Source organism: Klebsiella sp. Q11, from assembly GCF_964241505.1.
Lineage (GTDB): Bacteria > Pseudomonadota > Gammaproteobacteria > Enterobacterales > Enterobacteriaceae > Klebsiella > Klebsiella michiganensis.
Genome location: NZ_CAXSXW010000023.1, coordinates 13,169 through 34,133, shown reverse-complemented (window position 1 = coordinate 34,133; position 20,965 = coordinate 13,169). Strand labels below are relative to the sequence as shown.

18 protein-coding genes and 1 other annotated feature (1 of these 19 only partly in view) are annotated in these 20,965 nt (G+C 53.3%); of the genes, 7 read left to right on the top strand and 11 right to left on the bottom strand.

The annotated features are described in order from the left end of the window. Positions 1-61: 61 nt before the first annotated feature. On the bottom strand, positions 62-2,161 hold the full coding sequence (locus ACESQ2_RS27030; protein WP_224260765.1) for a glycosyl hydrolase family 18 protein: 2,100 nt from the start codon (positions 2,159-2,161) through the stop codon (positions 62-64). 385 nt (positions 2,162-2,546) lie between these two features. On the opposite strand from ACESQ2_RS27030, the gene ACESQ2_RS27025 reads away from it, so the two are divergent. Then, positions 2,547-2,990 carry a transcriptional regulator gene (locus tag ACESQ2_RS27025; protein WP_014227858.1) on the top strand — a complete coding sequence of 148 codons (444 nt, stop codon included), beginning with the start codon at positions 2,547-2,549 and terminating at the stop codon, positions 2,988-2,990. Positions 2,991-3,006: 16 nt separating this feature from the next. Next, positions 3,007-3,540, top strand: a complete 534-nt coding sequence (locus ACESQ2_RS27020; protein ID WP_046878140.1) for a glycoside hydrolase family 108 protein — start codon at positions 3,007-3,009, stop codon at positions 3,538-3,540. 77 nt (positions 3,541-3,617) lie between these two features. On the opposite strand, the gene ACESQ2_RS27015 is transcribed toward ACESQ2_RS27020, so the two are convergent. The 4 genes from ACESQ2_RS27015 to dnaK form a co-directional block, all read right to left on the bottom strand. Then, the gene (locus tag ACESQ2_RS27015) at positions 3,618-3,965 is read right to left on the bottom strand and encodes a phage holin family protein (RefSeq protein WP_046878141.1); all 348 of its coding nucleotides are present in this window, start codon (positions 3,963-3,965) and stop codon (positions 3,618-3,620) included. 124 nt (positions 3,966-4,089) lie between these two features. Beyond that, positions 4,090-5,037: a LysR family transcriptional regulator gene (locus ACESQ2_RS27010; protein WP_025106854.1), complete on the bottom strand. Its 948-nt coding sequence runs from the start codon at positions 5,035-5,037 to the stop codon at positions 4,090-4,092. 167 nt (positions 5,038-5,204) lie between these two features. After that, the gene (dnaJ, locus tag ACESQ2_RS27005) at positions 5,205-6,341 is read right to left on the bottom strand and encodes a molecular chaperone DnaJ (protein WP_014837364.1); all 1,137 of its coding nucleotides are present in this window, start codon (positions 6,339-6,341) and stop codon (positions 5,205-5,207) included. 87 nt (positions 6,342-6,428) lie between these two features. After that, positions 6,429-8,345: a molecular chaperone DnaK gene (gene dnaK / locus ACESQ2_RS27000; RefSeq protein WP_004128758.1), complete on the bottom strand. Its 1,917-nt coding sequence runs from the start codon at positions 8,343-8,345 to the stop codon at positions 6,429-6,431. A 386-nt stretch (positions 8,346-8,731) separates the two neighbouring features. Between dnaK and ACESQ2_RS26995 the strand changes: the two genes are divergently transcribed. From ACESQ2_RS26995 to satP, 3 genes are all read left to right on the top strand, one after another. Beyond that, a complete protein-coding gene (locus ACESQ2_RS26995) occupies positions 8,732-9,136 on the top strand; it encodes a DUF2541 family protein (RefSeq protein ID WP_368768142.1) in 405 nt (134 codons plus the stop codon). Between the two features lie 27 nt (positions 9,137-9,163). Continuing rightward, positions 9,164-9,913: an acidic protein MsyB gene (gene msyB / locus ACESQ2_RS26990; RefSeq protein WP_049082063.1), complete on the top strand. Its 750-nt coding sequence runs from the start codon at positions 9,164-9,166 to the stop codon at positions 9,911-9,913. An 88-nt stretch (positions 9,914-10,001) separates the two neighbouring features. Next, positions 10,002-10,568 (top strand): acetate uptake transporter, encoded by a 567-nt coding sequence (satP, locus tag ACESQ2_RS26985; protein ID WP_373171564.1) that lies wholly within the window; start codon positions 10,002-10,004, stop codon positions 10,566-10,568. A gap of 42 nt (positions 10,569-10,610) precedes the next feature. On the opposite strand, the gene ACESQ2_RS26980 is transcribed toward satP, so the two are convergent. The 3 genes from ACESQ2_RS26980 to tal all read right to left on the bottom strand — a co-directional run bounded on the left by ACESQ2_RS26980 (position 10,611) and on the right by tal (position 13,682). Continuing rightward, on the bottom strand, positions 10,611-11,921 hold the full coding sequence (locus tag ACESQ2_RS26980) for an MFS transporter (RefSeq protein ID WP_014227850.1): 1,311 nt from the start codon (positions 11,919-11,921) through the stop codon (positions 10,611-10,613). Positions 11,922-12,041: 120 nt separating this feature from the next. Next, a complete protein-coding gene (mog, locus tag ACESQ2_RS26975; RefSeq protein WP_004098459.1) occupies positions 12,042-12,629 on the bottom strand; it encodes a molybdopterin adenylyltransferase in 588 nt (195 codons plus the stop codon). A gap of 99 nt (positions 12,630-12,728) precedes the next feature. Further along, positions 12,729-13,682, bottom strand: a complete 954-nt coding sequence (gene tal, locus ACESQ2_RS26970; protein WP_004098458.1) for a transaldolase — start codon at positions 13,680-13,682, stop codon at positions 12,729-12,731. Positions 13,683-13,885: 203 nt separating this feature from the next. Between tal and ACESQ2_RS26965 the strand changes: the two genes are divergently transcribed. Next, on the top strand, positions 13,886-15,316 hold the full coding sequence (locus ACESQ2_RS26965; protein ID WP_049069364.1) for a sodium:alanine symporter family protein: 1,431 nt from the start codon (positions 13,886-13,888) through the stop codon (positions 15,314-15,316). A gap of 77 nt (positions 15,317-15,393) precedes the next feature. Further along, the gene (gene yaaA / locus ACESQ2_RS26960) at positions 15,394-16,167 is read left to right on the top strand and encodes a peroxide stress protein YaaA (protein WP_004098454.1); all 774 of its coding nucleotides are present in this window, start codon (positions 15,394-15,396) and stop codon (positions 16,165-16,167) included. A gap of 52 nt (positions 16,168-16,219) precedes the next feature. On the opposite strand, the gene thrC is transcribed toward yaaA, so the two are convergent. From thrC to thrA, 3 genes are read right to left on the bottom strand one after another with little or no spacing between them, the layout of a single operon-like run. Further along, positions 16,220-17,500, bottom strand: coding sequence for a threonine synthase (thrC, locus tag ACESQ2_RS26955; protein WP_373171563.1), 1,281 nt, complete (start codon positions 17,498-17,500; stop codon positions 16,220-16,222). Between the two features lie 3 nt (positions 17,501-17,503). Continuing rightward, positions 17,504-18,433 (bottom strand): homoserine kinase, encoded by a 930-nt coding sequence (gene thrB, locus ACESQ2_RS26950; protein WP_004128739.1) that lies wholly within the window; start codon positions 18,431-18,433, stop codon positions 17,504-17,506. Position 18,434: 1 nt separating this feature from the next. Continuing rightward, complete coding sequence (gene thrA / locus ACESQ2_RS26945) at positions 18,435-20,897, bottom strand: bifunctional aspartate kinase/homoserine dehydrogenase I (protein WP_116280477.1); 2,463 nt, start codon at positions 20,895-20,897, stop codon at positions 18,435-18,437. Positions 20,898-20,922: 25 nt separating this feature from the next. After that, positions 20,923-20,965, bottom strand: a sequence feature (Thr leader region) (it continues 75 nt past the right edge of the window).

The window sequence follows — 20,965 nt, the reverse complement described above, 5'->3', positions numbered from 1 at the left end:
AAGCCCCGGTTTTCCGGGGCTTGTATTGTTGAACTCAATCCTTTTCCTTTAATGAAAAAGATTAGTAAGCACCAAGGTCAGTCCACGCCTGGCCCGCAGCGCAGTTCAGGTCCGGCTGGTCGCCCTGAGACCACCATTTCACCTGGTAGTTATGGCCTTTCCAGCTTACCGTTTCGAATGATCCCCAGTTCCCACCGTACACGGTAGCGGCATCCCACAGCGGGTAAGGCGTAGTCGCGTCATCCCCCGAAGTCTCATCTTCTGCCGGCGTGGTATCCTCTTCCGGCTCTACTGGCACAACGCTATCTTCCTCTTCCGGCTCAGGCTGAATCTGAGACGCAGCCGGAACGGCGACCAGCACGAAACGTTGCTGGGAAGAAGGCTCGCCCCAGACATCCCGGACAAACAGGGTGAACTGGAAGTTGGTTTTAACGGAAACGTCCGGAACGACGAACTCGATCACAGGAACGGTTTTGTCAGCCACGGTGATTTCAGACGGAACACCCCAGCTGAAGGTGATATCGTCTTTATCTTCGTCAGAGGATCCTTCACCGGAAAGCTGTACGGTAGAACCGCCGACGACGCGCAGTTCAACGACGGCTTTCGGCGCGTGGTTCACGTCGGTAGTCGCATCCTCTTCATCCGGTGTATCCGCCGGGTCGACGTTGATGCCTTCGAAATAGAACGGCTCCATATCGATAACTTCAGACGCTATTTCATAGCCCAGACCTTCACGGGCGGCGTTAACCAGCACGCCGTTGTCCTGGTCGATTGTCCAGGTGAACAGCGCGCCCAGGCCGAGGCTGGCGGCGTATTCGCCCTTGGCTTTCACCGTGCGCGGCGTATCCAGGGACATAAACAGTTTGCTGTCAGGGTTGTAGAGGTAGTCTGCGTCGGCAACCTTGTCGGTGTAGACGTTGAAGCCGTTACGGCCTTTCTGGTTTTCCAGATCCAGGTAGTTATAAATGGTGTCGTACCATTCGGTGGTCCCCGATTCGAAGGAGCCGACGGTGTTGCCGGTACCCGGGTTATAGGTGCCCTTCAGCGGAGACAGGGATTCCAGCTCCGCGTTGCGGCCGTTACGGGTGTAGGCAGCGTAACCAATGTTAATGCGCTCTGCCGGGAAGCCTTCGGCAAGCAGATGGTCGACGATGGTATCGACCGCCCAGCCGCCTTCTTCCAGCGCCTTCAGGTTGGTGTGATGAGTCAGGGTTTCCGCCCACGGCGTACCGAAGAAGTCATAGGTCATCACGTTGATGCCGTACAGACCGGCCTGCATCAGCGCTTTCACGTTGGAGTAGTCGAAGGTCTTCACCACCGCGGAGCTGGCAATGGAGATTTTGACGTTGCTCAGACCGGCGGAATCCAGCTGCTTACGCAGTTCGCCAATCAGCAGCGCGTAGTTCTCGCCGTCTTCCGGGCCGTACGGGTTGCCCGCGCCTTCGGCATTCGGATATTCCCAGTCGATATCCACTTCGCTGAACATCGGGAACTGTTTGAACAGTTTTACCACGCCTTTGGCGAAGGTTTTACGCGCGGAATCAGAAGCCGCGGTTTCGTGGAAGCCGTTACTCATGCTCCAGCCGCCGATGCTCATGGACAGCACCAGGTCGTGGCCCTGCTGCTTCGCTTTGGCCTGCAGATCGCGCAGGCCGCCGAGCAGGCCTTTAGTATTACTCTGGGTCACGGTCTTCGGATCGACATCCCAGCCGCTGACGGTGTGGCCAACGTTAACGTAAGACTGGAAGTCGCCCCACGGGTCGAGGAAGGTCGGCTCATATTTGACTTTCCCGCACTGATCGGCACCTTCAGCAACCACGTCGCGCCACAGGTTGTCTACTTTGTGGAAGCCGGTCACGCCGACGAAACCGACGATGATTTTGTCGTAGGCGGTAGGGGAGACGTTGGACAGGTCGTAGCCGCGACCGCGGTTATCTTTTGAATCATCGCCCTGCAGACGACCGTCATACTGTGACCAGTCGGTGTAGTAGCCGAAGACTTTGGGTTTGCTGGTGGAGGCTTTGTATTTGTTATAGACCGGTTTAGCGACGCGAGCGGAGGTATAGCTGTATGCGCTCACTTCTGTTGCCGGGTTAAAGCCGTCAGCGGCGTTGCTGGTTTCGGTCAGCGTATCGCCTTGAATCAATTTGCTGGTAGCCATGTTTAATTTCCTTTTAAGTTTGAAAAATTGTCGCAGTTCGTTCTGCCGGGCCAATAATCCAATCCTTACGAGGTGATGGCTAATCACAAAACATCACGTTTTCGATACGGGCCTCGTACTAATTTATGAGGCTAAAATGATAGTAATAATCTCCGGCTCATCAGCAGGTAAACGCATCTCATCAAAGCAGGGTTAAAACATCAGCAGCATAGTAAATATCATTAATCAACTAGTTAAATATCATTTAACTTACATGAGATTATGTGATTAAGCTCTCACCATCAAATGACATTACAATAATACGGATGACAAGTAATAGATTAAGACAATTCTCGTACAATATATTTAACGCAAGAAAACAGGATCATATCTAAAGGACGACAATATGAAAACTTATCTCATCAACGACAATTGCGTTTATAATGAAGGAAAGTATGAACTGAGAACCGCTTCCAACTCAAAGGTCATTAAAATGACGGCAATGAGGGCAAAGTGTCTTAGCTTCATCATCGAAAATGCTGATATGGATATTATTGAGCGCCAAAAAATAACCACAGAGTTATGGGGAAGTCGTAGCCATTTTGTCAATGATGCAAATTTAACGCAAATACTCTACCTGATCAGACGAGACCTGAAGTCACTTGGAATAAACGATCTCTTCATCACCATCCCCAGACAAGGCATTCAGGTTAATAAAGAGATCCCGATTAAAGCAATGGAAAGCAAAAAGAAAGAAAATAAAAGACAGGTTTTCAGAAAGACGCTGGCAGCATTAACCACGGTATTTTCTGTCACCCTCGGCACAGTGATGTATTTGCATATTCATTAATTCAAGGAGAGAAAAAATGAACCCAATCATTGATGGTATTTTGGCGATGGAAGGCGGTTATAGCCTGAACCCGAAAGATAAAGGTGGTGCAACCAACTGGGGAATCACTGAGGCAACAGCCCGGGCCCATGGTTATACCGGTGAGATGATCAACCTGACGCGCACTGAAGCATTTTCTATTCTCGAAGAGGATTATTGGATTAAACCCGGCTTCGAGCAGATATCAACACTCTCCTGGCCCATTTCCTTTGAACTCTGCGATGCCGCAGTCAATATTGGCCCCCACTATCCCTGCGTGTGGCTACAGCGCTGGCTAAATGCACTCAATCGGGAAGAAAGAAGCTACCAGGATATCAACACCGATGGCAAGATTGGCCCCCGAACGCTCGCGGCCCTCAAGCATTTTCTGACCTTGCGGGGTCAGCAGGGGGAGGAGGTATTAGTCAAAGCGCTTAACTGTAGCCAGGGCGCCTACTACCTGGATATCACTGAAAAAAACAGACAAAATGAAGAGTTCATTTTTGGCTGGATGAAAGCCAGAGTCAAATAACACGATCATTTAATTATAGCTAATAAAAGACTCAGGGATGAGCCTTTTATCATGATCGATATACATTAAATATGTAGTTAATGTATTTTTGCGTCGTCCAGCGCTTTTTTAATTTTCTCGCCAAGAATTTTTAAAATCGGCCCTGCGAATACTCCGCCAAGACCGGCGGCGATTAGCACCATATTAAAACTAAGCTCTTTTTCAATCGCCACAGCGCTGAGCAAAAAACTGGTAAAACAGGAAACCACCACCTGGGTCAGACAGTGCATAATTCCCTTATGGGAATGGTCGTCACCCTCTTGCTTATCACGGCGGATAAGATAGCTAACAAATCCCCCCCAGGCGCCGGTAGCAATAATTGTGAACAATATTTCGACTTCCAGCAAAACGACTTCCGTGGTTTCGAGATGGTTGGGAATAGACATAGTACACTCCTTGATTAACTCATATAAAAAGGCACCACCAGAGTGTAGGTAGGTTGACTATTTTAAAATAATCAAAGAGTATCAAACCAAACCATATTTGATATAGTGTTTGAAAAGATACTCCTCAGCGACGAAATGATGACAGCGTGTGTAACCGGGAGACAACTTCGTTAATGATGGATATATTTTTACTATTTTTGTCCCATGATGCATAAATCTGTATAGATTTGAACGTGAGTTCAGGTGGCGGCTGAACAAACTTAATATCATATTTGCGCTGATTTTTATAAAAAAGTGCCAGCTTTAACGGCATTAATGCGATTAATGAGGTGCGTTCAATCATACTTAACATCCCATTAAGTGAATCGGTGCGATAGCCGATAATGCGTGATCCTTTATAATAAAGATTATCTTTAAAAAGGCCTTTATCATTTATAATCATCGGAGAATACCTACCCAGTTGATACATCGCGTGACGAGAAGAATAGAAATGATGTAATGAGATATGAGGTAAGGTACTCAGGATATGGTTGCTGGCGAAAATGCAAACAAAGCTCCTGAAGCTGTCGATAAGCTGATTATCAATTCCCGGGATATTCAACGGCTCGCTGCTAATCAGAAGATCGCATTCCGCAGTGAGTAGTAAATCAGCCAGCACCTCGCGGGAAAGATTTCGTGATGAATAATGATTTAGTAACACGTGCTCAAAGATATCGTCTGCATAAAGCTGAGAGAGGTAGTAAGTCTCAACGATATCTCCGCCTAAAATAGTCATCCTGGCGTCAGCGTTATCTTTTTTGTCGGAAATAAATGTGCTCTCTACCAATTCCATCACCTGACGGAAATTTTGATAGATTTCAATCGCCTTCGCGGTAGGTAACAAACCATCTTTACCACGAACAAACAACTCTTCCTGATAATACCCTTGTAAACGGCGGAGCGCCAATGACACGGCAGAAGGGGTAATTCCAAGTTTTTTGGCTGCTTTAGCAGCATTTCCAGCCGAAATAACAGCGTCAAGAGTCTTGATTAAATTATAATCAAAATCCTTATTGGCACCTTTCGATCCCATCCGCTGCAGGCCTCTAAAAATGAAAAAAGCAATATAGATAATACTCAAAATAAATCAATTGTTAGCCCTGATAAATAATAGGTTAATTTAAATAGTGTGGAAGCCGGATAGAAAAAAGCCCGGGCACGAAGGCCCGGGCTTGGAGAAAGTCAGGAAATGAATAGCAATTAGCGCGTCAAATCATCGAAAAACTTCTTCACACCATCGAAGAAACTTTTAGAGCGCGGACTGTTCTTCTCACCCGTTGGTCCACCAAAGCTCTCCTGAAGATCTTTCAGCAGCTGCTTTTGTTTATCGTTAAGACCAACCGGAGTTTCAACCACCACGCGGCACAGCAGATCGCCCTGCGCACCGCCGCGCACGGACTTCACGCCTTTACCGCGCATCCTGAACAGCTTACCTGTCTGCGTCTCGCCCGGCACTTTAAGATTTACACGACCGTCCAGCGTCGGAACCTCAATCTCTCCGCCGAGAGCAGCCATGGTGAAGTTAATCGGGACTTCGCAGTACAGATTATTTCCTTCACGCTCGAAAATGGCGTGCTGCTTAACCTGGACCTGTACATACAGATCGCCAGCAGGTGCGCCATGCTCGCCCGCTTCACCTTCACCTGCCAGACGAATACGGTCGCCGGTATCGACGCCCGCCGGGATTTTAACCGACAGCGTTTTGGTTTTCTCAACGCGACCATGACCGTGGCATTTATTGCACGGATCTTTAATCAGCGTACCGCGCCCCTGGCAATGCGGACAGGTCTGCTGAACGGCGAAGAAACCCTGGCGCATCTGGACCTGGCCCGCACCGTGACAGGTTGGGCAAGTCTGCGGCTGGCTACCCGCTTTGGCTCCGCTGCCGTGGCAAACGTCGCACTCTTCCAGAGTCGGGATACGGATCTCTTTGGTTACGCCGCGAACGGCTTCTTCGAGCGTCAGATCCATGTTATAGCGCAGGTCCGAGCCGCGCGCTGCGCGCTGGCGACCGCGTCCGCCGCCAAAGATATCGCCGAAAACATCGCCAAAGATATCGCTGAAATCCGCGCCGCCACCAAAACCACCGCCGCCGCCGCCCATGCCGCCCTGCTCAAATGCGGCGTGACCGTACTGATCGTAGGCTGCACGCTTCTGGGCATCGGTCAGGATTTCATACGCTTCTTTGATTTCTTTGAATTTAGCTTCAGCCTCTTTATCACCCTGGTTACGGTCCGGGTGATACTTCATGGCCAGGCGCTTATACGCCTTTTTGATTTCACGCTCTTCCGCTGTTCTGGAAACGCCTAAAATCTCGTAATAGTCTTGCTTTGCCATTGGTGTTTTTCAGCCCCTTAACATGCGTGCACGGGCGGAGAGGAAACCTCTTCGCCCGTGCCAGTGTTTTACCCGTTCAAAGGGCGATTATTTTTTGTCTTTCACTTCTTCGAACTCAGCGTCAACAACATCGTCGTCCTTCGCGTTGCTCTCGGAAGCGTCAGCGCCGCCAGCCTGCTGCTGAGCGTGCTGCTGCTGAGCGATTTCCATCAGCTTCTGGGAAGCCTGGGCCAGCGCCTGCATTTTCGCTTCAATATCGGCTTTATCTTCACCTTTCAGCGAAGTTTCCAGCGCGGTCAGCGCAGACTCGATAGCGGTTTTATCGTCAGCCGGCAGTTTATCGCCTGCTTCTTCAACCTGCTTACGCGTGCTGTGCAGCAGGTGGTCACCCTGGTTACGGGTCTGTACCAGTTCTTCAAACTTACGGTCAGCTTCCGCGTTAGCTTCAGCATCGCGTACCATTTTCTGAATCTCTTCTTCGTTCAGACCAGAAGAGGCTTTGATGGTGATCTTCTGCTCTTTACCGCTGTTTTTATCTTTCGCGGACACATGCAGGATACCGTCAGCATCGATGTCGAAAGTCACTTCGATCTGAGGCATACCGCGCGGTGCCGGGTTGATACCATCCAGGTTGAACTGACCCAGAGATTTGTTATCCGATGCGCGTTTACGCTCACCCTGAATAACATGGATGGTTACCGCAGACTGGTTGTCTTCAGCAGTTGAGAACACCTGGCTGTGCTTGGTCGGGATGGTGGTGTTCTTATTGATCAGCGCAGTCATCACGCCGCCCATGGTTTCGATACCCAGAGACAGCGGGGTAACGTCCAGCAGTAGAACGTCTTTCACTTCACCCGTCAGGACGCCGCCCTGAACAGCAGCGCCAATGGCAACGGCTTCGTCCGGGTTAACGTCTTTACGCGGCTCTTTACCGAAGAACTCAGCAACTTTTTTCTGCACCATCGGCATACGGGTCTGACCACCGACCAGGATAACGTCCTGGATATCGGATACGGACAGGCCAGCATCCTGCAGAGCAACTTTCAGCGGCTCGATGGAACGGTTAACCAGATCTTCTACCAGGCTTTCCAGTTTCGCACGGGTCACTTTGATGTTCATATGTTTCGGACCGGTGGCATCTGCGGTGATGTACGGCAGATTCACGTCGGTCTGCTGAGCGGAAGAGAGTTCAATCTTCGCTTTCTCAGCGGCTTCTTTCAGGCGCTGCATCGCCAGCGGGTCGTTACGCAGGTCAATGCCCTGATCTTTCTTAAACTCGTCAACGAGGTAGTTGATCAGACGGGTATCGAAGTCTTCACCGCCCAGGTGGGTATCACCGTTGGTCGCCAGAACTTCGAAGGTTTTTTCGCCATCAACTTCGTCGATTTCGATAATGGAGATATCGAAGGTACCACCACCGAGGTCGTACACCGCGATAGTGCGGTTGCCGACTTCTTTATCCAGACCGTAAGCCAGCGCAGCGGCAGTCGGTTCGTTGATGATACGTTTGACTTCCAGACCTGCAATACGGCCGGCGTCTTTGGTTGCCTGACGCTGAGCATCGTTAAAGTAAGCAGGTACGGTAATAACCGCTTCAGTTACCGGTTCACCCAGGTAATCTTCAGCCGTTTTCTTCATTTTCTTCAGCACTTCGGCAGAGATCTGCGGCGGTGCGGTTTTAGTGCCTTTCACATCAAGCCATGCGTCGCCATTGTCTGCGGCAACGATTTTGTACGGCATGATAGAAACGTCACGCTGGACTTCTTCGTCCTGGAAGCGGCGGCCAATCAGGCGTTTAATCGCAAACAGGGTATTTTGCGGGTTTGTCACTGCCTGACGTTTAGCCGGCTGACCAACCAGAGTTTCACCATCCTGGGTATAGGCAATGATAGAAGGCGTGGTGCGATCGCCTTCGGCGTTCTCCAGCACGCGTGCAGTAGTGCCATCCATAATCGCTACACAAGAGTTGGTAGTACCCAGGTCGATACCAATAATTTTACCCATCTAAACGTCTCCACTAAAAATTCAGTCAACATGTGGTTGTGAACCTGTAATAAGGGCGAAACGTGCGGTTTCAACTACCCAGACATCATTTTTTTTCAGGTTCATTCACTGCGGTTGACTACAAGATGGGGTCGCCCACCGCGGCATCAAGGGGGGATACAAAAAAATTTTTGCCCTGCCCGCGCCGACGGGTGGCAAGCAGGCCTCATAAGCGGTCCGGAAAGCGGGCCTAAAAACGCACAAAATATAATTAATGATAATAATTAAAGTTAAATATATTCATAAAACAATTGACATAATCCGCAATGATTACGTGCTAAAGACAATAAAGTTCCGGTGATAAAATACGCCCCCGCTATGACTCATCCAATATTCAGGAAATCCTCATGAAATCACTGATTCATATATCAGCAGGGTTATTTTTAAGCACCGCCTTAATAACGTCAGCATCCGCTAACGATCATAAAATTTTAGGGATTGTCGCCATGCCGCGAAATGAGACTAACGATCTCACGCTGAAGCTACCGGTATGCCGGGTGATTAAGCGTATCCAGCTCACTGCCGATCGCGGCGACATCCAGCTCTCCGGCGCGACGGTGTACTTTAAAGCCAGCAATAGCGCCAGCCAGAGCCTCAACGTTCCATCAACCATCAAACAGGGGGCAACCACCGACTGGATTAACATTAATAGCGACAACGATAACAAGCGCTGCGTAAAAAAAATCGCTTTTTCTGGCCACACGATTAACTCTTCTGACATGGCCTCGCTAAAAATCATTGGCGACGATTAATATTACTGTTCACCTTGTCTGGTATTTATGAAAATTAATTATCTGGATGATGAAGACCTCTCTTTTCTTCATCGCTGTAGCGAAGAGCATCTGGAAACATTCACCCGAATTCTGACCCACAATGAGAATGGAAAGCCGCGCCTTTCAAGTACGCTATTACGTAATCAAACTTTCCAGGCGATGGCAGGGCATCCCGAACGCTATCGTCGCAACTGGCAGCTCATTGCCGGCGAGCTCCAGCACTTCGGCGGCGACAGCATCGCCAACACGCTGCGTCGTCACGGAAAGTTCTACCGGGAAATTTTGCTGGATGTTTGCAAGCGGCTAAAAATCAAAGCCGATAAGCACACCTCTACGCCGGAAATAGAACAGCATCTTCTGGAGCACTTCCTTGAACACAGCTGGAAGAAGATGGACGATCGGCAGAAAGCTGACTTCTTCACTGCCGTTGAGTGTCGGGTCAACGACCATAAAGCATTACTTCCCCATCTGCTGCAGACAAATAAGCTGGCGCAGGGCGTCAACCACCTTCTGGAAATCCGGCTGGCGAAGATCCTGCGCACGCACGCCGCGGTTAGCGTCATCGGCCACGGTCTGGTTCGCGGCGCGGGGCTTGGCGGCCCCCTCGGCGCCGCGTTTAATGGCGTCAAAGCCGTGAGCGGCAGCGCTTATCGCGTGACCATCCCGGCCGTACTGCATATTGCCTGTTTACGGCAAATGACCAGTCTTTATCAGGTGAAAAATGAAATTGGTGAAAAATACCCCGCCAGATCATAGACAGTTTCGCAGCGCCTAATTATTATGCCGCGCCCCGTCGCTGAGAGACGGGGAATGCTTCCCTTTCTAATCATTATTTTGAGGAATTATGGGCAACACTAAGTTGGCTAATCCGGCACCGCTGGGCCTTATGGGCTTCGGCATGACCACTATTCTGCTTAACCTGGCAAATAGCGGCCTGTTCGCGTTTGATGTAGCTATCCTGGCGATGGGCATTTTTTACGGCGGCATTGCGCAGATTTTTGCCGGCCTGCTGGAGTTTAAAAAAGGCAACACCTTTGGTTTAACCGCATTCACGTCTTACGGCGCTTTTTGGCTGACGCTGGTTGCTATTCTTCTGATGCCGAAAATGGGCCTTGCAGAAGCACCCAACGCGCACTTCCTCGGTATGTACCTGGGACTATGGGGCGTTTTTACCCTGTTTATGTTCTTTGGCACCCTGAAAGCCGCGCGTATGCTGCAGTTTGTTTTCCTCAGTCTGACCATGCTGTTCGCGCTGCTGGCGATTGGTCACCTGGCTGATAACGAAGGCATCGTTAAGATTGCGGGCTGGGTCGGTCTGGTCTGTGGCGCTAGCGCCATCTATCTGGCGATGGGTGAAGTGCTGAACGAGCAGTTTGGCCGCACCGTTCTGCCAATCGGCGAAAAGCATTAATTAACGTCGCCGCTCGCGAGCGGCGACGTGAGCCCTATCGATTTACGGCAGGCGCTGCAGTTCAGCTTTCGGCGCAGCGACCTGTTGTTCCAGCCCCTGGCGCAGCCAGATCCCCAGCCCCAATCCCATCAACGACAGTGCCAGCACGTACCACGCGGGCGCCATCGGCGAAACGCCCATCAGCATGGTCACCGCAATCGGCGTCAGACCGCCAAAGATGGCGTAAGAGACGTTATAAGAGAATGAGATACCGGTAAAACGCACTTCAGCCGGGAACGCGCGCACCATCACATACGGAACCGCCCCGACCACGCCGACGCACAGCCCCACCGCACCGTAAAGCAGGAACAGGCGCTGCGGGCTATCGCCGGAAAGATGATAGAACGCCCAGCTTGCCGCCGCGAGGAATACGCTGCCGACAATAAACGTGCGGCTGGCGCCAAAACGGTCAGCGGCCAGCCCTGCCAGCAGGCAGCCGATACACAGCATGATAGTGGCAATACTGTTCGCCTGCAGGGTGATTGCGGGGGCAAAACCGTAGTGCTTTTGCAGCCAGACCGGCGACATCAGGATCACCACCACCACGCCGGCGGATAAAAGCCAGGTCAGCAGCATTGAGACCACCACCGCTTTCTGATGCTTCAGCGCGACGGCTTTAACCGGCAGCTCCTGCGCTAACGCTTTACGCTGCTGCATTTCGAGGAAAATCGGCGTCTCCTGGAGCCAACGGCGCAGATACATGGCGACAAGACCAAACGCGCCGCCTAACAGGAACGGAATACGCCAGCCGCCATCGTGGATACCCTGAGGAGTCAGATGAGTATTAATCAGCGTCGCGACGACCGACCCCAGTAATATCCCCACCGTCAGGCCAGCGGTCAGCGTACCGCAGGCGATACCTATTCTTTTTTCCGGTACATGCTCCGCCACAAAGACCCAGGCGCCGGGGACTTCACCGCCAATCGCCGCCCCCTGAAGAATGCGCATAAGCAGCAGCAAAAGCGGCGCCACGATGCCTACCGACGCGTAGGTGGGCAGCAGGCCAATCGCCAGCGTAGGCAGCGCCATCAGTAAAATACTCAGGGTAAACATCTTCTTACGCCCGACCAGATCGCCAAAATGGGCCATAATGATGCCGCCAAGAGGACGAGCTAAATAGCCCGCCGCAAAAATGCCGAAGGTCTGCACCTGGCGCAGCCATTCCGGGATATCGGCCGGGAAAAATAGCTCGCCGACAACGGCGGCGAAGAAGACAAAGATAATGAAATCGTAAAACTCCAGCGCGCCGCCGAGGGCGGCCAGCGTCAGCGTTTTATAATCCTGTCGATTCAGAGGTCGGGTGTAGTGTGACATAACGGGCAATCATCCAGAGGTATGAAGATATTCTACGCACGGTGTAAAGTAAAAAACACTATATCGTAAATAAAACAACACACCACTGGTGATGCAGGTTATATCAGGAATACGGTAAATTCAGGATAATGTTTCACGCCTGGCGCTTTTAGGACGGAAAGCTGCTACTACTTCGCCGTTTGTTTCCACGTAAGGCCCCTCAAGCAGCTGTACACAATACGGTACACTCGCGAAAACGCCGTGCACCAGCACGTTACCTTCCGCATCTTTCACACCTTCCAGCGTTTCCTCAATCGCCTTTGGCTGCCCGGGCAGGTTAAGGATCAGCGCCTGCTTGCGGATAACGCCAACCTGACGAGACAGAATGGCCGTCGGCACAAAGTGCAGGCTCACCTGGCGCATTTGCTCACCAAAGCCGGGCATCACCCGATCGGCAATCGCCAGCGTCGCATCCGGGGTGACATCACGGCGGGCCGGGCCCGTGCCGCCTGTAGTCAGGACCAGATGGCAGCCCATTTCATCGACCAGTTCACATAGGGTTTGCTCGATAATAACCTGTTCATCCGGGATCAAGCGGGTTTGCAATTCGAAAGGCGTGGAGAGCGCACGGGCCAGCCACGCTTCAAGCGCGGGAATGCCTTTATCCTGATAGACGCCGCTGGAGGCGCGATCGGAAATGGAAACTAAGCCGATTCGTAAGGTGTTCATGATTATTCCGTTCAAACAGTATTAATAGACAGAATAATACACCGAGGGGAGCAAGGCAGACAGTTTAATGTGGCCGACGGACGCCGGCCACATGGGGGATTACAGCAGATCGCCGATCATTTTTTCCAGTTTTTCCTGGTCGATCGCAAACTTGCGGATGCCTTCCGCCAGTTTATCTACCGCCATCGGATCCTGGTTGTGCTGCCACAGGAATTCAGATTCGGTGATACGCGCCGGACGCGCTTTAACTTCGCCGCTGAAGGCCAGTTTGCGCTCGATGGCGCCTTCGCTTTCCGCCAGCTCTTTCAGCAGCGCAGGAGCGATAGTCAGACGGTCACAGCCGGCCAGTTCGAGGATCTCGCCGAGGTTACGGAAGCTTGCGCCCATAACCACCGTTTCGTAACCGTGCTGTTTGTAGTATTCGTAGATTTCGCTTACGGACACCACGCCCGGATCTTCTGCCGGCGCGTACTCTTTCTTATCGGTGTTGGCTTTGTACCAGTCGAGGATACGACCAACGAACGGAGAAATCAGGAATACGCCCGCTTCCGCACAGGCACGCGCCTGAGCGAAGGAAAACAGCAGCGTCAGGTTACAGTTGATGCCTTCTTTTTCCAGCTGCTCAGCGGCGCGAATGCCCTGCCAGGTAGAAGCCAGTTTAATCAGAATGCGATCGTTGCCGATACCAGCATCGTTGTACAGTTTGATGAGGCGCTTAGCTTTGGCGATAGAAGCCTCGGTGTCATAGGACAGGCGAGCATCAACTTCGGTGGAAATACGGCCAGGGATCAGCTTAAGAATTTCGAGACCAATGTTCACCGCCAGCTTATCGGAAGCATCGATAATCTGCTGCGCGCGGTCGCTGCTCTGGCCGCGAGCCCAGGCAACGGCGTCATCAATCAGCTTACGGTACTCAGGGATCTGAGCCGCGCCGAGAATCAAAGAAGGGTTAGTCGTGGCGTCCTGAGGCTGATACAGCTTCATTGCCGCGATATCTCCGGTATCAGCTACGACAGTGGTGTACTGACGCAGAGAAGTCAATTTATCCGTCATGATAGTGTTTCTCTTAAACAGCAGTTAAGGGGATGTAACCGGTCTGCCAAGATGATAACACGCTGCCGGGGCAGCGCAACCGCCTACAATGCATGAGCGCAGAGTGTGATAAACTGGGCCAATTAATTCCCTGAACACTAAAGGATTGTCACTGGATTGGTAGCGCTTACACTCGCGCACCGATATGGGCAAGAGGATGCTTGATGCCTGATTTTCTGTCGTTTATCAATGAAATACTCTGGGGCTCGGTAATGATTTATCTGTTACTGGGCGCTGGCGTCTGGTTTACCTGGCGAACAAAATATATTCAGTTCCGTTATATCCGCCAGTTTAGCAGAAGTCTGAAAAAGAGCCTTCAGCCGCAGCCCGGCGGGTTAACCTCTTTTCAGGCGCTCTGTATGAGTCTGGCGGCCCGCGTGGGCAGCGGCAATATGGCAGGCGTGGCGCTGGCCATTGCCGCAGGTGGCCCCGGCGCCGTTTTCTGGATGTGGGTCTCGGCGCTGCTCGGCATGGCCAGCAGTTTCGCCGAATGTTCTCTCGCGCAGCTTTATAAAGAGCGCGACTCCCGCGGGCACTTTCGCGGTGGCCCGGCCTGGTATATGGCCCGGGGACTCGGCATGCGCTGGATGGGCGTGCTGTTTTCTATTCTTCTCCTGCTGGCCTACGGCGTCATCTTTAATACCGTACAAGCCAACTCCGTTGCCCATGCCATGGAGTATGCGTTTCGTTTACCCGATGTTATCACCGGCGGCGTCCTGGCGGCGCTGACCCTGCTGGTCATCGTTCGCGGGATTCGCGGCGTAGCGCGGCTGATGCAGTGGCTCGTGCCGCTTATGGCTTTATTGTGGGTGCTGACCAGCCTGATTATCGGCCTGTGGCATATCACCGCCCTGCCGACGATTTTTGAAATCATTTTCCGCTGCGCTTTCGGCTGGCAAGAGGCCGCTGCGGGCGCGGTGGGCTACACCATCAGCCAGGCGCTCACCAGCGGCTTTCAGCGCGGGATGTTTTCCAATGAAGCGGGTATGGGTTCGACGCCAAATTCCGCCGCCGCTGCCGCCTCCTGGCCCCCTCATCCCGCGGCGCAGGGGATCGTACAAATGATTGGCGTCTTTATTGATACCATCGTGATCTGTACCGCCAGCGCAGTGATCATCATGCTGGCGCCGCGAGACGGCAACGAAGAAGCGGCAAGCGGCATTCAGGCTATCCAGCATTCGATGAGCAACCTCGTCGGCGACTGGGGTTCCAGCTTTGTCGCTTTTATCGTGCTGCTGTTCGCCTTCAGTTCGATCGTCGCAAACTATATCTATGCCGAAAATAATCTCATTTTTCTCCGCATGGATAGCCTGCGTAACATCTGGCTGCTGCGTCTGCTCACGCTGTGTATGGTCGTCACCGGCGCGATGGTCAGCCTACCGGTGGTCTGGCAGATGGCGGATATCATCATGGCGCTGATGGCTATAACTAACCTGACGGCTATCCTGCTGCTGTCGCCGACGGTGCGGATCATTGCCAGCGATTATCTGCGACAGCGGAAGCTGGGCCAGCGGCCGGAATTTGACGTCACCCGCTACCCTGAAATTCATCAGCAGCTGGTACCGGGAACATGGGACAACCTGCCGCGCGAATAGCGCGGCAATCGCAGCTATCGATCCTCTCATGACGTTTTTTTGCTAAAGTCGTCAAAAATTTCCTGTAAGGACTGGATATGCTCATTCTGATTTCACCTGCAAAAACGCTCGATTATCAAAGCCCGCTGGCAACGACGCGTTATACCCAGCCAGAGCTACTGGAACACTCTCAGGAGCTTATCGGCATTGCCCGTCAGCTGTCGGCACCGCAGATTGGTAAACTGATGGGCATCAGCGACAAGCTGGCTGACCTGAACGCGACCCGCTTTCACGACTGGCAGCCAGACTTCACCCCGGACAACGCCCGTCAGGCGATCCTGGCGTTTAAGGGTGATGTCTATACCGGCCTGCGGGCAGAGACCTTTAGCGAAGCCGATTTCGATTTTGCCCAGCAGCATCTGCGGATGCTTTCCGGCCTGTACGGCGTTCTGCGCCCGCTGGATCTGATGCAGCCCTATCGTCTGGAGATGGGGATTAAGCTTGAGAACGCGAAAGGCAAAGATCTGTATCAGTATTGGGGAGACGTTATTACCGATAAGCTGAATCAGGCGTTGAAAGCCCAGGGCGACGATATCGTGGTAAATCTGGCCTCTGATGAGTACTTCAGGTCGGTGAAACCCAAACGGCTTGAGGGCCAGCTGATTAAGCCGGTATTCCTTGATGAGAAAAACGGTAAGTTTAAAGTGATCAGCTTCTACGCTAAAAAAGCGCGCGGCTTGATGAGTCGTTACATCATTGAGAATCGCTTAACGAAGCCGGAGCAGCTGACCCGCTTTGATAGCGAAGGTTATTTCTTTGACGCCGACGCTTCGGGTAACGGAGAGCTGGTCTTTAAACGCCACGAGCAATAAAAAAACCGCTTCCCTGCCGCCAATCACGCAGCAGGGAAGCGCTGATTCAGACTTAGCCCATCATCAGCTTACGCAGCGCGGCAAAATCGGCCGGCAGATTATGCGACAGCAGCGGCAGATCGGCACGATCGGCCAGCTCTTTCGGCAGCGGCAGCGTCTCTTGCAGAATCTCTTCCACGCTCTCTTTAAACTTCGCCGGATGCGCCGTGCCGAGGAACAGGCCGTACTCACCCGCCTGCAGCTGGTCGCGCAGCGCGCGATAAGCAATCGCCGCATGCGGTTCTGAGGTATAGCCGATAGCCTTCAGCTCACGCATGGTCTCTTTGGTGGTTTCATCATCCACCGCCGCGTAGCCGAGCTCGTTCAGGCGCCAGATTTTACGACGGAACAGCTCTTCCACGCGCGGCCAGTTGTTCGGCTGGCTGACGTCCATGGCGTTAGACAGCGTGGCCTGGGTTGCTTTCGGCGACCAGTTACCGTCCTGCAGGAAGCGCGGCACGGTGTCGTTGGCGTTAGTCGCCGCAATAAAGCGTTTGATTGGCAGACCCAGAGATTTGGCCAGCAGGCCGGCGGTCAGATCGCCAAAGTTACCGCTGGGTACCGAGATAACCAGCTGGTTACGGGCTTCCTGAGGCAGCTGAGCCACGGCTTCAAAGTAATAGCAAATCTGCGCCAGCAGGCGGCTGATATTGATTGAGTTAGCCGAGTTAAGACCCAGCGCAGCTTTCAGCTCTTCATCATCAAAGGCCTGTTTAACCAGCGCCTGGCAGGCGTCAAAGTCGCCGTCGATTGCCACAGTTTCAATGTTACCGCCGAGGGTGCAGAACAGCTTTTCCTGCAGCGGGCTGATTTTGCCGCGCGGATAGAGAATCACCACTTTGACGTTTGGCAGGCCATAAAACGCGTGCGCAACCGCCGCACCGGTGTCCCCGGAGGTGGCCGTCAGAATAGTGACCGGTTTGTCGCCTGCGATATGGGTGAGCATCTGCGCCATAAAGCGGCCGCCGAAGTCTTTAAACGCCAGAGTCGGGCCGTGGAACAGTTCGAGGCAGCCGACGTCGTCCTGCACTTTGCTGACCGGGGCCGGGAAGGTAAAGGCGTTGCCGATGCGCTCTTGCAGAACGCCCTGCGGGATCTCATCGCCGATAAATGCCGACAGGATTTTTGCGCTACGCGACACAAAGTCCTGCTTCAGCATCTCGTCGATTTCAGTCAGGCTGAATTCCGGCAGATCGTGCGGGAAGAAAAGCCCCTGATGCTTGCCAAGCCCCTGCGTGACGGCCTGCGCAAAGCTGACCTGTTCGTTATGATCTTTTAAGTTATAGAGTTTCATTGGTTATCCCACTACTCGAGCGCCCGCCGTGTCCAGCCGGCAAATATGAACGAAGCCTTCCTGATTTTGCAGATAGTGCGTAGCCAGCCAGTCGGCGACGCGCTGCGCGGTTTCCGGTTTATCGCATAATGCAAACAACGTTGGACCGGAACCGGAAATGCCGCACGCCTGCGCGCCAATTTCCATTGCTGCCTGACGCGCTTCGCTGAAGCCCGGCAGTAGTTTGGTACGATACGGTTCGGCAATCACATCTTTCATCAACTTCGCCGCCAGCTGAGGCTGACGGGAGTAGCAGGCGTGAATAAAGCCCGCCAGATGACGACCGTGGGCAATACAGTCCTGACGGCGATACTGCGCCGGCAAAATTGCCCGCGCTTCCGCGGTGGAGACCTTAATACCCGGATAGGCCAACACCCACAGCCACTCGTCGAAGGCCGGGATCTGCTGGCTGATGATGCCGTTTTCCTCAAGCATCAATTGTATCCCGCCCAGATAGCACGGCGCGACGTTATCGTAATGGATACTGCCGGAAATCCGCCCTTCCATCTCGCCCATCAGCGCCAGCATTCGGCTCTCATTGAGCGGCTTGCCGCAGAACTCGTTCATCGCGACCAGCGCGGCGACGACGGAACAGGCGCTGGAACCCAGGCCGGAACCAATCGGCATGTTTTTTTCCAGGGTCATCGCCACCGGTACCTTCTTGCCAATCTCCTGGCAGAAACGCTCCCAGCATTGATAGACGATATTTTCCTGCGGCGCCGTCGGCAGTTTGCTGGCGAAGCGACCCACGTTTTGCAGGCTAAAGCTCGTCGCCGCCTCAACCGAGACATTGTCCCCCAGCAGCGTGCCGTCAACCGGCGTTACCGCCGCGCCCAGCACGTCAAACCCGACGCTCATATTAGCACTGGAAGCCGGGGCATATACTTTGACCATCTTAAACTCCTAACTTCCATGACAGGGTACGCAGCAGGTCGGCGAAAACGCCAGCTGCCGTCACATCGTTACCCGCACCATAACCGCGCAGCACCAGCGGCAGCGGCTGGTAATAGTGGCTGTAGAACGCCAGCGCATTCTCGCCGTTTTTCACTTTAAACAGCGGATCGTTTCCATCAACCGCGGCGATTTTCACGCGGCAGGTGCCATCCTCTTCGATATTACCGACATAGCGCAAGACCTTACCTTCATCGCGCGCTTTTGAGACCCGCGAGGCAAACTCGTCATCCAGAGAAGGCAGGCGAGCCATAAAGCTGTCGACATCGCCGCTGGCGTCAAAACCCGCCGGTAGCGCCGGCTCTACGATAATGTCAGACAGCTCCAGTTCGCGCCCGGTTTCACGCGCGAGGATCAGTAGCTTACGCGCGACATCCACGCCGGAAAGATCGTCGCGCGGATCCGGTTCGGTATAGCCCATTTCACGCGCCAGCTTCGTCGCCGCAGAGAAGCTTACGCCTTCGTCCAGCTTACCGAAGATAAATGACAGCGAGCCGGACAGAATACCGGAGAAGCGCAGCAGCTCATCGCCGGCGTTCAGCAGATTTTGCAGGTTTTCGATTACCGGCAGCCCCGCGCCGACGTTGGTATCGTATAAAAACTTACGTCGTGAGCTGCTCGCGGCATGACGCAGCTGATGATAGTAATCCAGCGATGAGGTATTGGCCTTTTTGTTCGGCGTTACCACGTGGAAACCTTCGCGCAGGAAATCGGCGTACTGATCGGCCACCGCCTGGCTGGAGGTACAGTCGACAATCACCGGGTTCAGCAGATGGTACTCTTTCACCAGACGAATAAGTCGTCCCAGGTTGAACGCCTCTTTGGCTTCCGCCAGCTCATCGCGCCAGTGTTCAAGGTTCAGGCCGTGTACGTTGGTCAGCAAGGCGCGCGAGTTAGCCACCCCGCAAACGCGGAGGTCGATATGTTTACTCTTCAACCAGCTCTGCTGGCGCTTGATCTGTTCGATCAGCGCGCCGCCGACGCCGCCGATGCCAATGACAAACACTTCAATCACCTGATCGGTATTGAACAGCATCTGGTGGGTCACGCGAACGCCGGTGGTCGCATCATCGTTGCTCACGACAACGGAAATAGAGCGCTCGGAAGAACCCTGGGCAATAGCCACAATGTTGATATTGGCGCGCGCCAGCGCAGCGAAGAATTTAGCGGAAATCCCGCGCAGGGTACGCATACCATCGCCGACAACCGAAATAATCGCCAGGCGTTCCATGATCGACAGCGGCTCAAGCAGCCCCTCTTTCAGCTCCAGATAAAATTCATCTTCCATTACCCGCTTCGCCCGAGCGCAATCGCTCTGCGGCACGCAGAAGCTGATGCTGTATTCGGAAGAGGACTGGGTGATAAGAACAACGGAGATTCCCGCGCGGGACATAGTGGCGAACACGCGCGCCGCCATGCCAACCATCCCCTTCATCCCCGGCCCGGAGACGTTGAACATCGCCATATTGTTGAGATTAGAGATACCTTTCACCGGCAGATCGTCTTCATCGCTGCTGCCGCCGATAAGCGTACCCGGCGCCTGCGGATTGCCGGTATTTTTAATTAAACAGGGGATCTGGAACTGGGCGATGGGGGCGATAGTACGCGGGTGCAAAACTTTGGCGCCGAAGTAGGAGAGCTCCATCGCTTCCTGATAGGACATCGACTTCAGCAAACGCGCATCCGGCACCTGCCGCGGGTCGCAGGTATAAACGCCGTCAACGTCGGTCCAGATTTCACAGCAGTCGGCGCGCAGGCAGGCGGCCAGCACGGCTGCGGAGTAGTCAGAGCCGTTACGGCCCAGCACCACCAGTTCGCCCTTTTCGTTACCGGCGGTGAAGCCCGCCATCAGCACCATATGGTCAGCCGGGATCTGGCTGGCGGCAACGCGGCGGGTCGACTCGGCGATATCCACGGTGGATTCGAGGTAATGGCCAACGGCAAGCAGTTTTTCAACCGGATTAATCACCGTGACGTTATGACCGCGCGCTTCCAGTAAGCCGGCCATAATAGCGATGGAGAGCTTTTCTCCCCGGCAGATCAGAGACGCATTGACGCTATCCGGGCACTGTCCGAGCAGGCTAATACCGTGCAGGACGTGTTTGATTTGCGCAAACTCCTGCTCGACAAACATTTTCAACTGAGCGTGCGGAAAGCCCGGCTGGGCATCGGCGAGGCCTTGCAGAAGTTCGGCGAAAATGCGTTCGGCATCAGCGATATTGGTCAGCGCATCCTGCCCGCCAATGGTTTTTTCGATCATCGCAACCAGATGGTTAGTGATCTTCGCCGGGGCAGACAGTACGGTCGCTACCTGCCCCTGCCTGGCATTACTCTCCAGAATATCGGCAACACGCAGAAAACGTTCTGCATTTGCCACTGATGTACCGCCGAACTTCAACACACGCATGGTTATGACCCCTTGATTTTTTATCGAAAAAAAAGCCCGCACTGTTCAGGTGCGGGCTTTTTTCTGTG

Excerpts from the sequence above, each read along its gene's own strand:
- yaaA (WP_004098454.1), top strand. The coding sequence starts at position 15,394 with ATGCTCATTCTGATTTCACCTGCAAAAACGCTCGATTATCAAAGCCCG.
- ACESQ2_RS26965 (WP_049069364.1), top strand. The coding sequence starts at position 13,886 with ATGCCTGATTTTCTGTCGTTTATCAATGAAATACTCTGGGGCTCGGTA.
- tal (WP_004098458.1), bottom strand. The coding sequence starts at position 13,682 with ATGACGGATAAATTGACTTCTCTGCGTCAGTACACCACTGTCGTAGCT.
- msyB (WP_049082063.1), top strand. The coding sequence starts at position 9,164 with ATGAAAATTAATTATCTGGATGATGAAGACCTCTCTTTTCTTCATCGC.
- dnaJ (WP_014837364.1), bottom strand. The coding sequence starts at position 6,341 with ATGGCAAAGCAAGACTATTACGAGATTTTAGGCGTTTCCAGAACAGCG.
- satP (WP_373171564.1), top strand. The coding sequence starts at position 10,002 with ATGGGCAACACTAAGTTGGCTAATCCGGCACCGCTGGGCCTTATGGGC.
- ACESQ2_RS27025 (WP_014227858.1), top strand. The coding sequence starts at position 2,547 with ATGAAAACTTATCTCATCAACGACAATTGCGTTTATAATGAAGGAAAG.
- ACESQ2_RS27020 (WP_046878140.1), top strand. The coding sequence starts at position 3,007 with ATGAACCCAATCATTGATGGTATTTTGGCGATGGAAGGCGGTTATAGC.
- mog (WP_004098459.1), bottom strand. The coding sequence starts at position 12,629 with ATGAACACCTTACGAATCGGCTTAGTTTCCATTTCCGATCGCGCCTCC.
- thrA (WP_116280477.1), bottom strand. The coding sequence starts at position 20,897 with ATGCGTGTGTTGAAGTTCGGCGGTACATCAGTGGCAAATGCAGAACGT.
- ACESQ2_RS27010 (WP_025106854.1), bottom strand. The coding sequence starts at position 5,037 with ATGGGATCGAAAGGTGCCAATAAGGATTTTGATTATAATTTAATCAAG.
- ACESQ2_RS27030 (WP_224260765.1), bottom strand. The coding sequence starts at position 2,161 with ATGGCTACCAGCAAATTGATTCAAGGCGATACGCTGACCGAAACCAGC.
- dnaK (WP_004128758.1), bottom strand. The coding sequence starts at position 8,345 with ATGGGTAAAATTATTGGTATCGACCTGGGTACTACCAACTCTTGTGTA.
- thrC (WP_373171563.1), bottom strand. The coding sequence starts at position 17,500 with ATGAAACTCTATAACTTAAAAGATCATAACGAACAGGTCAGCTTTGCG.
- ACESQ2_RS26995 (WP_368768142.1), top strand. The coding sequence starts at position 8,732 with ATGAAATCACTGATTCATATATCAGCAGGGTTATTTTTAAGCACCGCC.
- thrB (WP_004128739.1), bottom strand. The coding sequence starts at position 18,433 with ATGGTCAAAGTATATGCCCCGGCTTCCAGTGCTAATATGAGCGTCGGG.
- ACESQ2_RS26980 (WP_014227850.1), bottom strand. The coding sequence starts at position 11,921 with ATGTCACACTACACCCGACCTCTGAATCGACAGGATTATAAAACGCTG.
- ACESQ2_RS27015 (WP_046878141.1), bottom strand. The coding sequence starts at position 3,965 with ATGTCTATTCCCAACCATCTCGAAACCACGGAAGTCGTTTTGCTGGAA.